The following is a 13,131-nucleotide window of genomic DNA, read 5'->3' on the forward strand; positions in this document are numbered from 1 at the left end:
GGGCCGGCGTTAGGTTAGGCGGCGTTGCGGCGTTCGCGCAGGAATTGCCAGAACTCCACGCCCTCGCGCAGGCGGCGCTTCATCATGTCGCGGTCGCGGACCATCTCACCGACGATGGAGGCGATCTTGCCGCTGCGGAAGTAGAACTTCTTGTAGAAGGTCTCGACCGAGCCGAAGATCTCCGAGTGGCTCAGGTGGTCGTAATGCAGCGGGGCGATCTGCACGCCGTGCTCGTCCACCAGCTCGGCATTGGCGTCGTCCAGCCAGCCATTCTCGATGGCCTGCTGGTACAGGAAGGTGCCGGGGTACGGGGCGGCCAGCGACACCTGGATGGTGTGCGGGTTGATCTTCGCCGCCCACTTGATGGTTTCCTGGATGGTTTCCTTGGTCTCGCCCGGCAGACCCAGGATGAAGGTGCCGTGGATCTGGATCCCCAGCTCATGGCAGTCCTTGGTGAACTTCTCAGCCACCTCGACGCGCATGCCCTTCTTGATGTTGTGCAGGATCTGCTGGTTGCCGGACTCGTAGCCGACCAGCAGCAGGCGCAGGCCATTGTCGCGCAGCACCTTCAGGGTTTCGCGCGGAACGTTGGCCTTGGCGTTGCACGACCAGGTGATGCCCAACTTGCCCAGTTCCTTGGCGATGGCCTCGGCGCGCGGCAGGTTGTCGGTGAAGGTGTCGTCGTCGAAGAAGAATTCCTTCACCTGCGGGAAGTTCTTCTGCGCCCACGCCATCTCCTCCACCACGTGGCCGACGCTGCGGGTGCGGTAGCGGTGGCCGCCCACGGTCTGGGGCCACAGGCAGAAGGTGCAGCGCGACTTGCAGCCGCGGCCGGTGTAGATGCTGAGGTAAGGCGCCTTCAGGTAACCGATGAAGTACTTCTCGATTTCCAGGTCGCGCTTATAGACCGGGGTCACCCAGGGCAGGCTGTCCATGTTCTCCAGGATTTCGCGGTCCTCGTTATGGACGATCACGCCCTCGGAATTGCGGAAGGACAGGCCCTTGATGTCCGACCACTTCTTGCCGTCGGCCACGTCCTTGATGGTGAAGTCGAATTCGTTGCGGGCGACGAAGTCGACCACCGGGGCCTGGGCCAGGCTCTTGTCCGCCTCGACCGCCACCTTGGCGCCGATCAGGCCGGCCTTCAGGTTGGGGTTGACGGCCTTCAGCGCCTCGATCGTCGCCACGTCCGACTTGAACGACGGGGTGGAGGTGTGCAGCACCACCATGTCGAAGTCTTTGATCTGCGCCGTGATTTCGGACAGCTTGGTCTTGTGCGGCGGGGCATCGATCAGCTTGCTGTTCTCGATCAGGGCCGCCGGCTGGGCCAGCCACGTCGGGTACCAGAAAGACTTGATTTCGCGGCGCGCCTGGTAGCGCGAGCCGGCGCCGCCGTCAAAACCGTCGAAGGAAGGCGCCTGGAGAAATAGCGTCCGCATCATGACCCACCATTTTCGCCGACCGGCACCATTGTGCCGTCGGATTTGACCGAAAAGCGCTGTCCGCGCCAACTCACATGTCGAATGCCAAAGCTGGCAACGAACACCAAAAATGACAAGACGTCTCTGATCAATCCAGGCCATCGCGGCCGGGACCGTGTGATCCGTGCATCAATGGTCACCAGAAGCACGAGACGGGCGGCCACCGCAAGCCCCAGCAGCAGCAGGGACCACGCATGCCAGCCCGCGAAAATTGCGCCGAGGACGGCCAACGGGACCGGATGGGTGACAACCGACCCGGCGTAGCCGCCGGGGTCCAGGCCGCGGATGGTCCGCGCCCAGCGCAACTCATGGTTCAGGACGGCAGCCAGGCTGGACTCGGGCGCCAGATGGCCAACGACGAACGGCGGAACCGCCACCGTCAGCCCCAGGGCGCGCACCGCCATGCCCATGGCATGATCATCCGCCAGGATGTCGCGGAAGGCCATGAAGCCGCCGATGCGGTCCAGGGTCTCCGCCGTCAGGGCGATGGTGGAGCCGAAGCAGGGCTTCGCCATCCCCAGGCGCAGCCCCACCAGGACGTTGGGCAAGAAATGATGGTCCACCGCCCGGGCCGCCTGGTCCTGCCAGAAAGAGGCCGGGTCCACGGGCTCCCCCCGGTAAAGGCAGGTGACCAGGCCGACGCCGGGCCGCGACAGGGCGGCCACCACCTGGGCCAGATAATCGGGCGCCACGGCGATGTCGCTGTCGGCCAGCACCAGCACATCATGCCGGGCGACGGTCATCATGTTGATGACGTTGGAAATCTTGGCATTGGCCCCGTGGCGGGTGCCGTCGACCACCAGGTCGATGCGCGTGGCGCCGCCGGCCGCGTCCAGTTCCCGCGCGACGGCGTTGACGATGGCGATGGCCGCATCGTCAACGGCCTGGACGCCGCACACCACCTGCACCGGGCCGCCATAATCCTGGGTCGCCAACTGACGCAGGCGATCCGCCAGCCCCGGTTCCGCGCCGTGCAGCGGCTTCAGCACCGTCACCGCCGGCACGGGCACGCCTATGGCCCCACCCCGCCCAGGCGCAAAAAAGCGCCGGGCGCTGTCCGCCGCCGCCAGGGTGTAGAGCGTGCCCGTGGCGGACAGCGCCCCGAACCCCCAGCCCAGGGCGTCGGTCAACAGGGTGATCGAGAACGGCATGCCGTGCGGGACTCTCAAATAGAAACCGCCCGGCGGCCGGGCGCGATACTGTGATTCGAAGGGTGGTCTTAACGTAAGCGCGGCGCACATGCCAGCGAAGGTCGCCGCAGTGCCGTCACCGTGACAATGCGATACACCGAAGACAAAAGCACGTCCTGTGACGGCCGACATAGCTCCGCCCGCCACGCGCGTTAATGCCTTTGGGCGACAGCCGTCGACCGGCATATTGCGTTGCACGCTCCGACATTACACTTCGGGAGTGCATTTCCAATTGTGGTGGTCGACACCATCCTTTGTTATCCAAAGTGTCGCACCATAGCGTCGCGCCCCGGCCCCTCCCCCGGGCGCGCGACCATAATCCAAAGCCCCCGTGTGACCCCGATAGGCATCCCGCAGGAAAGTATGGCGAGCATGATCAGACAGTCCCGCGCGGCCCTGGCCGCCTGCCTCCTGATGGGCTTTATGCTGGCCGGCTGTGCCGCGCCCCCCAACGGGGGCCGCGATGAACTGGGCGTGGTCGAGCCTTGGGATCCGTTGGAAAACGTCAACCGCGTCACCTTCGACGCCAACATGTGGCTGAACGACAACGCCATCGGCCCCGCCTCTCACGCCTACCGCGACGTGGTGCCCGAGTATGTGCAGCTGCGCCTGCGCCAGGGCATCGCCAACCTGGGCGAACCGCTGATCTTTGGCAACGACTTGGCCCAGGCCCGGGTGAAGTCCGCCTTCACCACCTTCTGGCGCTTCGTCTTCAACAGCACCATCGGCCTGGCCGGCATGTACGACGTCGCCACCGACATGGGGCTGACGCGCCAGACCGGCGACTTCGGCCAGACGCTGTACGCCTGGGGTGTGCGCCAGAGCCCCTATTTCGTCCTGCCCCTGTTCGGGCCGTCCACCGTGCGCGATGGCTTGGGCATGGGCGTGGAGCTGTGGGCGGACCCCATGGGCCGGGTGTTCGACAAGGCGAACGGCGGCGACGCGAATTATGGCATCGGCGCGGTCGGCGGCCTGGACAAGGCCCGCAACCTGGACACCCTGGATGAGTTGCGCAAGGGTACCATCGACTTCTACGCCCTGCTGCGCAGCGTGTGGCTGCAGAATCGCCAGGCCGCGCTGGATGAGGCCATCGGCGTCCAGTCCAGCAACATGCCGGCGATTCCCTGAGGTCATGGGTCGCCAAACGCCGGCGGGGCCGTCCGCCCACGCTTGGCCCCTATGATGCTGGTGGACGTGCGCTAGACTCGGGTGTCCAGCGCCGCGTCCTCCCGCAGGATTTCCAGGAAGGCGCGGTCCAGCTGGTGGCCCCGGTAGGGCTCATAGCGCACATCCTCACGCTGGCTATCCAGCACGCCGAAATCACCCCGGAAGTTCCACAGGCACCAGCCCCAGCCCACCTGGCGCCACGCGGCCAGGCAATCCCGCGCCCAGGCCAGCATCACCGGGTGCGGGGTATGACGGTAGGCCCCCCACTCGCCCACGACGACCCCCACGCCCCCGGCCGCCAAGTCCTGCCAAGGCTGGATGCAGATGCGCCGGAAGCTGGCAGGGTCCGTCACCTGGTCCGGCCCAGTGGGGACGGTTGGCATGGGCCACGTGGGCGCGTCCCAGGTGTCGGACCCCGTCACCCAGCCGGCCTTGTAATGGCTGAGGTGGAAGGGCTCGTACCCACGCGTCCCTTGGGCCAGGCCCAGGGGCTTCAGTTCGGGCACCGGCCGCCGCCCGAACTGGGCGCCATCGGCGATGATGATGCGGTGTCGATCAGCGGCGCGGATGGCGGCGACAGCCCCCGATACAGCCCGAACATAGGCCTCGCCAGTGACGTTCGGCGGCTCATTGATCAGGTTGAAGGACAGGATGCGGGAATTGATGTCGCGGTACCGTTCCGCCAGCATGCCCCATTGCCGCGCGAACCGTAGGCGGGCCATGTCGTTCTCCGGCCCCGCCGCCCACAGGTCGCCAACCTCAGCCGGCGGGTTGACGCAGTAGCCAGGGGCCCGGTGCAGACAGAGGGTCACATGGATGTTGCGGTGCCGGGCCCAGCCGATGGCCTCGTCAATCTGGCGCAAGGGCCGCTCGCGGAAGGTGCCGTCCGGTCGCGTCCAGATGCGATAGTCCAGCGGCAGGCGCACAAAGTTGAAACCCCATTCCGCGATCAGGTCGAAGTCCCCCTGCCGGAAGGGCTGGTCATGGGCCAGTGTGTATTTTTCCAGCAGGTTGAAGCCCCGCCAGCGGGGCAGACGATCCGGCGTGGCCGGAAGCCAGTGCCCCTGTGAACAAGCGGTGAAGGCCGACATGGCGGCCAGCCCCCCGACGCCCAGGGCGATATCACCCAGCCGTGCCAGCAGGCGACGGCGCTCCGGATCCTCGACATGGTCGATCAGCACGCCCCCTCCCCCTTATCACGGCGACGAGCATGGCCGCCGGGCCTTGGCCCAGCACACGTGTCACTGAACGCACGTTACTGAATAAATAGAACCCCCGTGGCCACCGCGGGTCCGTGGCCGCCCCCTGTCCGCTTTGTTCGTCTGGAGTGCCTCAGGGAGGGCGCCATCGTCAACATCAGATATTACAAATGTAGGCGCCGGATCGTAAGAAAAAGGGCCCGCCCCCGGGGTTGGGGCGGGCCCTGATTTCTGGCGCACGCAGATCGATGAAACTCAGGCGCCGGCCAACAGCTTGTCCGCCTGCTGCTGCAATCCCTGGATCAGCGCATCGGCGCCCCCCTGCTGCACGGCGGCGGAAAACTCCGACCGCCGCGTGGCCAGCTGGCTGATGGTGCCATTGAGGTAAACGTCGACGATGCGGGCCTGGTCACCCTGGCCGCGCATCAGATAGTTCAGCGCCACCGGCGGCTGGCCGGCCGGCGTCAGCTTGGTTTCGACGATCTTGTCGGCGCCCCGCGCCTTGGGCGTGGGATCGACGTCGAAGACCTCGCCATTGAAGCCGTCGAACTGGTTGGCGTAGGTCGCCACGGTCACCTTGGTGAAGGCGTCGATGGCGCCCTGCTGCTGCTCCGGCGTGAACTTCTCCCACGCCGGACCGATGGCGAGGCGGGTCATGGTCGCCAGGTCGAAGGTCGACTTGATCACCGGGTCCAGCTTCTCGGCCCGGCCTTTGACGCCCAATTGCTTGGCCTGCTTCATGCCACTCAGCAGGGCGTCGTAGAAGCCCTTGACCTTGGCCACCGCCGGATCGGCGGCTTCCGCGGTCGCGCCCGCTTGCTGCGCCGCCGCCGGCAAGGCGACGCCCGTGAGGGCGGCGGCCAGGATGGCAGCGGCGAGGGCCTTGCCCTTGAAGGCGCGTGCGATGAAAGCGTTACCGGTGATCTTGGTCGTCATGCCGTCCTCACCTGCGCGTTGGCCCCCAGCGCCTTGATCACGGTATCGACGATGCCGTTGGCGTTGAGGCCGGCCTCATCATACTGCTTGGCCGGGTTGTCATGTTCCTGATAGTGGTCGGGCAGCACCATGGGGCGGAACTTCAGGCCGGCGTCGAACAGCCCCTCCTCCGCCAGGAACTGCATGACCTGGGCGCCGAAGCCCCCCACCGAGCCTTCCTCGATGGTCACCAGCACATCGTGCTCAACCGCCAGGCGGCGCACCAGTTCCTTATCGATCGGCTTGGCGAAGCGCGCGTCCGCCACCGTGGTCGACAGGCCCCGAACCGCCAAGTCCTCGGCGGCCTTCACGGCCTCACCCAGGCGGGTGCCCAGGCTGAGGATGGCCACCGTGTTGCCCTCGCGGACAATGCGGCCCTTGCCGATGGGCAGAACCTCGCCCTTCTCCGGCATCTCCACGCCCACGCCCTCGCCGCGCGGATAGCGCAGCGCGATGGGGCCGGCGTCATAGGCCACGCTGGTCGCCACCATGTGCACCAGCTCCGCCTCGTCCGCCGCCGCCATCACCACCATGTTGGGCAGGCAGCACAGATAGGCCAGGTCGAAGGCGCCGGCATGCGTGGCGCCGTCCGCCCCCACCAGGCCCGCCCGGTCCATGGCGAAGCGCACCGGCAGGTTCTGGATCGACACGTCGTGCACCAGCTGGTCATAGCCGCGCTGCAGGAAGGTCGAGTAGATGGCCACGAAGGGCTTGTACCCCTCCGTCGCCATGCCGGCGGCGAAGGTCACCGCGTGCTGCTCGGCGATGCCCACGTCGAAGGTCCGCGTGGGGAAGGCTTGGCCGAACAGGTCCAGGCCCGTGCCCGACGGCATCGCCGCCGTGATCGCCACCACCTTGTCGTCGGCCTTGGCCTCCTTCATCAGGGCCTCGGCGAAGACGCGGGTGTAAGTCGGCGCGTTCGCCTTGGCCTTGGCCTGGGCGCCCGTCACCACGTCGAAGCGGCCCACCGCGTGCAGCTTGTCCGCCGACGCCTCGGCCGGGGCGTAGCCCTTGCCCTTCTGCGTCACCGCGTGGATCAGCACCGGGCGGCCGTTCGGCTCGTCCCGGATGTTCTCCAGGATGGGCACCAGCTGGTCCAGGTCATGACCGTCGATGGGGCCGACGTAGTAGAAGCCCAGCTCCTCGAACAGCGTCCCGCCCATGACCATGCCGCGGGCGTATTCCTCCGCCCGGCGCGCCGCGTTCTGCAGCGGCCGGGGCAGGTGTTCCGCCACCTGGCGGCCGATGTTGCGCAGATGGCGGTACTGGCTGCTGCTGACCAGCTTGGCCAGGTAGCCCGACACGGCACCCACCGGCGGCGCGATCGACATGTCGTTGTCGTTCAGGATCACCACCAGGCGCGAGCCCAGGGCGCCGGCGTTGTTCATCGCCTCATACGCCATGCCGGCGGAGATCGACCCGTCGCCGATCACGGCGATGACGTGGTTGTTCCCGCCCGCCAGGTCGCGCGCCACCGCCATGCCCAGGCCCGCCGAGATCGACGTCGAGCTGTGCGCCGCCCCGAACGGGTCGTACTCGCTCTCCGACCGCCGGGTGAAGCCCGACAGGCCCCCGCCCTGGCGCAGGGTGCGGATGCGGTCCCGACGCCCGGTCAGGATCTTGTGCGGGTAGGCCTGGTGACCCACGTCCCAGATGATGCGGTCCGCCGGCGTGTCGAACACGTAGTGCAGCGCCACCGTCAGTTCCACCACACCCAGGCCGGCACCCAGGTGGCCACCCGTCACCGACACCGCGTCGATGGTTTCGGAACGCAGCTCGTCCGCAACCTGGCGCAGCTGCTCAGGACGCAGCGCGCGCAAACGGTCAGGCGTCGGACACTGGTCCAACAACGGGGTCTTCGTCGCCATTCATCGGCTCCCAAATAATTCTTACCGACCTCTAACGGGCCGGTGCCAGAAAAACACTTTTGCATACATCGTGATAAATCACGACTCCCGGTCGATAAGCATGAAGGGCAGGCCGCGCAACGAATCCGCCGCGGAACCGAAACCATCCAGCCGTGCGGCCGCTTGCTCCGCCAGCTCCACCACCTTGGCGCGGGCGGCGTCCAGGCCCAGCAGGGAAATCAGGGTCGCTTTGCCCTGGGCCTCATCCTTGCCGACGGTCTTGCCCGCCTTACCGCTATCGCCGGTGGCGTCAATAAGATCGTCAGAAATCTGGAACACAAGGCCGAAATCCGCGGCGTAGTCGCGCAGCAGGGCCCGCTCGGCCTCGCTGGCGCCGCCCAGGATGGGACCGGCCTCGCAACAGAACTCGAACAAGGCGCCGGTCTTGAGCTTTTGCAGCGTCAGGATTTCGTCGTACCCGAAATCGGAATTGGGCGCTTCCATATCCATCATCTGGCCGCCGATCATGCCCAGCGTGCCGCCGGCCTGGGCCAGCTTGGCGATCAGGGCGCAGCGCACGGCCGGATCGGCGTGGGCCGCCGGCTGGGCCAGCACCTCGAACGCCAGGGTCAGCAACGCGTCGCCAGCCAGCAGGGCCGTGGCCTCATCGAACTGGACATGGGTGGTGGGCTTGCCCCGACGCAGCGTGTCGTCATCCATGCAGGGCAGGTCGTCGTGCACCAGACTGTAGGTGTGCACCATTTCCACCGCCGCGGCGGCCTGCAGCCAATTGTCCTCCGACACGCCGAACAGCGCCGAGGACGACTTCACCAAGAAGGGGCGCAAGCGCTTGCCGCCGGCGAACACCGCGTAACGGGCGGCCTCCTGCACCCGGCCGATGTACTGGGCGGGGGCGGGCAACAGCGCCTCCATGCGCTGTTCGGTCTGGCGCGACGCCAGGCCCATGGCCTCCAGCAATTCACGACCCGAGGGGTAACGGCCCGAGGAAGAGGATGCGGCGGAAGAAACAAGGCCGGTCACTTGAAGAAACCTCGAAGATGATGACGCGTCGTTTAAGCTGGGCACACTCTGCCAGCCCTCGCCCAGTGTCAATTACTGGCGACCGCAGGGCGCCGTTGCGCCGCACGTATCAAGAGGTTCGGCAGAAATGGGCACCCGAAGGGCGATTCCGGGAAATTATTCGATCCGGCCAGCGCTCGCGGTGTCCGCCGACACAGACGAAACCGCCGGAGACTCGATCACCGCGTCGACAAGCGGATCGGGGGCCGCCGCTTGGTCGGGCCAGCGCTCAGGCCAGGGACCGGGCAGCAGCGCCGCCACACTGTCGGCCTCCAGCATGCCGCCCCGCCGAATCCACAGGTCGCGCTCAGGCCCGGATGGTATGCTGACGGCGACGCGATAACAGTGCTCCGCGGCGCGCAGCAGCGTCCATTCCTTTCCCTGGCCCATCAATGACACCCCGGCGACCCAGCCGCCCCCTGCGGCGCGGGCCGCGCGGCGGGCTGGCTTTCGTTCCATGGCGGCCCTGCGGACCAACCACGCTTTCGATAAGCCAGTGAGGGTAAACAACCATGCCGGCGGCGGCAATGGGCTTAATCCACCTGGGGATGAACTCCCCTGGATGGGACGGTGACCGTAAAAATCGAAACCCCACGCACCGTATTGCTATAAAATTAACGGAAATTTAGAGTGCCGACTCACAAAAGTGCCGACGCCGTGCCCATCGGGGAAACGATCAAAGAATTTTGATACAGAACCATCGCTAAAACCTTTCAATAGAAAAGATTTTCTATGGCAGACCTGGATGCATACGCCGACACCACGGCCCCACGCGTGGTTCTGGTGGAGGATGATGTCGACCTTCGGGAATTACTCGCCCACTGCTTGAGCAGCCAGGGCCTGTCGGTGGCGACGGCGGGTTCCGGCCTGGAGTTGTACCAGCAGATCGCCAAGGAGCCGGCGGACATCGTGATCCTGGACATCGGCCTGCCCGACCAGGATGGCTACACCATCGCCAGCTTCCTGCGCGCCAACACCAACATGGGTCTGATCATCCTGACGGCCCGGTCGCGGGTCGATGACCGGCTGAAGGGCTTCACCAGCGGCGCGGATCTTTATTTCGTGAAGCCGGTGGACTGCCGCGAACTGGCCATCGCCACCATCAACTTGGCGCGCCGCCTCGCCGCCGGCCCCGAGGCCGGTGAGCCGCAGACCCTGCAACCCACGCCATCCAGCGAACCCTGGGTGCTGGACAGTTCACGCTGGTCCATCCACTCCCCCCGCGGCCTGCCCGTCCGCCTGACCGCCAAGGAGTTCGACTTGGTGGTGGCCCTGACGCAGGAGCCGGGGCGGGCGGTCGACCGAACCGAGTTGCTGGAAAAGCTGGACTACGCCAACACGGTGCAGGGCAGTCGCGGGTTGGACGCGCTGGTCAGCCGCCTGCGCCGGAAAATCGAGGCCGCGGTGGGTGAGGCCTTTCCTATCCAGACCGTCCATGCCAAGGGTTACCTGTTCTCCGCCCCCATCAAGCAGCTTTAGCCCGCAATCATGACGGCCACCGCCCAGCCCCCGGTACTTCCAGCCCGGGTATGGCCAGCCCGGGTATTGTCCACCTGGGCAGGGTCCACCCGGCGGTGGCTCCGTGGTGGACGCGTCTGGACCGGCATGCTTTTGCTCCGCCTCGCCCTATTGGGCGTGCTGTCCTGGACGCCGCTCCTGCCAGCGCGGGCCCAACCGGCGGCGGACGGGTGGACGCAGCCGCCGATGCACCTGCATCCGGACACGCGGGTGGTGCCCATCGGTGGGCATCTTGAATACCTGGTGGATCCCGACCGGACGCTGACCCTGGCCGACGTGGTGTCCGGGGAGGCCAGCCATCGCTTCCAGCCGCTGCGCGGCAACCTCAACCGGGGCTTCACGCTGACCGACACCTGGGTCCGCATGCGGGTCACGCGGCAGGAAGGCGCGGACGACACCTGGTACCTGGAGCTGCAGCCCAGCTTCCTGGACACGGTCGAGAGCTATGTCGCCCTGACGCCCGCCGATGCCGGGCCGCCGCCGGCGGCGGCCTACGACAGGACGGTGCAGGGCGACAGCGAGCCCACGGCCAACCGCATGGTGCGATTCCGCAGCTTCACCCAGCCCCTGGCGTTCGATGGCGCCGGCCAGGCCTGGATTTACGTCCATGTCCACACCACCAGCGCCACCATCCTGAGCGGTCAGGTCTATCGCCTGATCCCGCTGATGAACCACATCAGCCTGCAGTCCATCTGGCTAGGCTTCGTGCTGGGCATGGCGCTCGCGGTGCTGATCTCCAACCTCATCCACAGCTACTGGCTGCTGGAGCGCATCTATTTCATCTATGCGCTCTATGTGCTGACGCTGATCGGCCTGGGGCTGGGATCCATGGGGGCCCTGGCCCAACTGCTGCCAGGCCCGGCGCCGGAGCTGGCCAACCTGATCACCGGCACCAGCGTCTGCGGCGGCATCCTGATCGGCGCCATCCTGACGGAGGAGTTCCTGAACCTGCGGCGCACCCTGCCGCTGGTCAGCCTGCTGAACCGCATCCCCATCGTCCTGGGCGGCCTGGGCGTCATCGCCACCGTGGCCGGTCATTACACCATTGCCGGCGCCACCTTGGCGACGGTGACCTCCGCCTACATGCTGATCTATATCGGCAGCGGCATCCTGCTGGCCCGCCGCGGGCACCCGGGGGCGTTGATGTACAGCCTGGCCTTCGGCTCCGCCTGCATGGCCGGGCTGATGGGCTTCCTGCGCACCCTGGGGGTGATCCCCGAAATCAGCGTGACCGAGGCCGTGGCGCAAAGCGCCTCGCTGGTTCACATGATCCTGATGAACGTCGCCATCGCGTCCCGCGTGCGCCTGTCCGAAAAGGAACGGAAGGAGGCGCAGGCCGCGGCCCTGTCCGCCTCCGTCCATGCCGAACAGCGGGCATTGGACATGGTGGCGCTGCGCACCCGCGAGCTGTCGGCGGCGAAGGAAAGCCTGGAACAGGCCTTGGCCGCGGAACGCCAGGCGGTGCGGGAGCAGATCCAGTTCATCGACATGGTGTCGCACGAATACCGGACGCCGGTGTCCATCATCCGCACCGGCATCGACATCCTGCAAATCAAGGGCGCCGCCGGCCTGGCGGATGGGCCCAAGGGCCACGACCTGCTGAAACGCATGGCCCGCGCCGTGGACCGGCTGGTGGAAATCATCGAGGTGGGCCTGCGCCGGGAAACCGACCGTTCCCCCGGGCTGAACCTGGAAACGCGCCCCCTGCGCCTGGACGGTGTGGTGGCGGAGGCCATACGGTCCCTGCGCGCGTCCCACCCCGACCAGGAGGTGCGGGTGGAGGGCGGCGTCCCCGACAAGGTCCTGGGCGATCCAGCCCTCCTGAAGACCTCGATCCTCAACCTGCTGGAAAACGCCGCCAAGTACGGCCCGCCCGACCAGCCCATCCGCGTGGAAATGGCACAGACGGCGACATGCAGCATGGTGCGCGTCATCGACGCCGGCGCCGGCGTGGCGCCGGCGGACCGGGAGCGCATTTTCGGCAAGTTCGTGCGCCTTTCCTCAGCGGAGCGCATCCCCGGCATCGGCGTGGGCCTCTACCTGGTACGCCGCATCGCGGAGCTGCATGGCGGCCGGGCCTACTACGACGATGCCCGCCAGGACGGGTGCTGCCTGGTGCTGGAAATCGGCAATGCGTCGGGGGGCGACCGCTGAGGAGGAGACGGGGCTGAGGAGGACGGGAAGGATGGCTGGGGGCGGGGCGATCAGCCCCGGCCGGGCCCCGCGCCCACCACCACCTCGCTGATCTGGATGGTCGGCGACAGGGTGGTGTAATTGGCGATGTCGGCCACGATCTCGTCCGCCACCGGCCCGAACGCGGCCAAGAAGCTGTCAGCGGACTCGGCGAAGATGTGGCACATGGCGACATAGGCCGGCGCCTCGGTCGGCGGGAGGCCCGACACCCCCTTGTCCACCGTGTAGAACAGGCAGGCGGCGCCCAGCTTTTCCTGGACCAGCGGCATGTGCCGGTCGCGGTAGTAATCGTGGTCGAAGCGGGCGCCGGGCTCGTTGGCGTACAGCACGCTGACTTTGATCATGGCGTCGTCCTGTTCAGGCTGCGGGGAAGCGATGCCGGCGCGCCCCTGGGACGGCCGGCGGCAGTCTTCTTGTACCCCCGGGCCCGGCACCCCGCGTATTGTCCTATGGTTGTAGGGCTGGGTGCAGGGGACGCGGG

11 protein-coding genes are annotated in these 13,131 nt (G+C 66.9%); 3 read left to right on the forward strand and 8 right to left on the reverse strand.

Annotated features, from left to right (window positions below; translation table 11 throughout):
- Positions 1-14: 14 nt before the first annotated feature.
- Positions 15-1,442, reverse strand: a complete 1,428-nt coding sequence (hpnJ, locus tag ULB03_RS25510) for a hopanoid biosynthesis associated radical SAM protein HpnJ (RefSeq protein WP_211101972.1) — start codon at positions 1,440-1,442, stop codon at positions 15-17.
- Complete coding sequence (gene hpnI, locus ULB03_RS25515; RefSeq protein ID WP_322485892.1) at positions 1,439-2,632, reverse strand: bacteriohopanetetrol glucosamine biosynthesis glycosyltransferase HpnI; 1,194 nt, start codon at positions 2,630-2,632, stop codon at positions 1,439-1,441. Before hpnI ends, hpnJ begins: the two co-directional genes overlap by 4 nt.
- A 411-nt stretch (positions 2,633-3,043) precedes the next feature.
- Between hpnI and ULB03_RS25520 the strand changes: the two genes are divergently transcribed.
- Complete coding sequence (locus ULB03_RS25520; RefSeq protein WP_322485893.1) at positions 3,044-3,799, forward strand: MlaA family lipoprotein; 756 nt, start codon at positions 3,044-3,046, stop codon at positions 3,797-3,799.
- Between the two features lie 71 nt (positions 3,800-3,870).
- On the opposite strand, the gene ULB03_RS25525 is transcribed toward ULB03_RS25520, so the two are convergent.
- The 5 genes from ULB03_RS25525 to ULB03_RS25545 all read right to left on the reverse strand — a co-directional run bounded on the left by ULB03_RS25525 (position 3,871) and on the right by ULB03_RS25545 (position 9,398).
- Positions 3,871-5,019, reverse strand: a complete 1,149-nt coding sequence (locus ULB03_RS25525) for a glycoside hydrolase family 5 protein (protein WP_322485894.1) — start codon at positions 5,017-5,019, stop codon at positions 3,871-3,873.
- Between the two features lie 273 nt (positions 5,020-5,292).
- Complete coding sequence (locus tag ULB03_RS25530) at positions 5,293-5,973, reverse strand: ABC transporter substrate-binding protein (RefSeq protein ID WP_322485895.1); 681 nt, start codon at positions 5,971-5,973, stop codon at positions 5,293-5,295.
- A complete protein-coding gene (dxs, locus tag ULB03_RS25535; protein WP_322485896.1) occupies positions 5,970-7,880 on the reverse strand; it encodes a 1-deoxy-D-xylulose-5-phosphate synthase in 1,911 nt (636 codons plus the stop codon). The genes ULB03_RS25530 and dxs overlap by 4 nt, the downstream gene beginning before the upstream one ends.
- A gap of 78 nt (positions 7,881-7,958) precedes the next feature.
- Positions 7,959-8,900 carry a polyprenyl synthetase family protein gene (locus ULB03_RS25540; protein WP_322485897.1) on the reverse strand — a complete coding sequence of 314 codons (942 nt, stop codon included), beginning with the start codon at positions 8,898-8,900 and terminating at the stop codon, positions 7,959-7,961.
- A 156-nt stretch (positions 8,901-9,056) separates the two neighbouring features.
- Entirely contained in the window at positions 9,057-9,398 is a 342-nt protein-coding gene (locus ULB03_RS25545) for a hypothetical protein (RefSeq protein WP_322485898.1), read from the reverse strand.
- A gap of 273 nt (positions 9,399-9,671) precedes the next feature.
- Here ULB03_RS25545 and ULB03_RS25550 point away from each other — a divergent pair, with 273 nt between their 5' ends.
- Both ULB03_RS25550 and ULB03_RS25555 read left to right on the forward strand, forming a co-directional pair.
- Entirely contained in the window at positions 9,672-10,418 is a 747-nt protein-coding gene (locus tag ULB03_RS25550; protein ID WP_322485899.1) for a response regulator transcription factor, read from the forward strand.
- 126 nt (positions 10,419-10,544) lie between these two features.
- A complete protein-coding gene (locus ULB03_RS25555; protein WP_322485900.1) occupies positions 10,545-12,611 on the forward strand; it encodes a sensor histidine kinase in 2,067 nt (688 codons plus the stop codon).
- Between the two features lie 50 nt (positions 12,612-12,661).
- Here the strand turns inward: ULB03_RS25555 and ULB03_RS25560 are convergent, their stop codons facing one another.
- On the reverse strand, positions 12,662-12,994 hold the full coding sequence (locus tag ULB03_RS25560) for an EthD family reductase (RefSeq protein ID WP_322485901.1): 333 nt from the start codon (positions 12,992-12,994) through the stop codon (positions 12,662-12,664).
- Positions 12,995-13,131: the final 137 nt, after the last annotated feature.

Origin of the sequence: Nitrospirillum goiasense (assembly GCF_034427435.1) — a bacterium.
GTDB lineage: Bacteria > Pseudomonadota > Alphaproteobacteria > Azospirillales > Azospirillaceae > Nitrospirillum.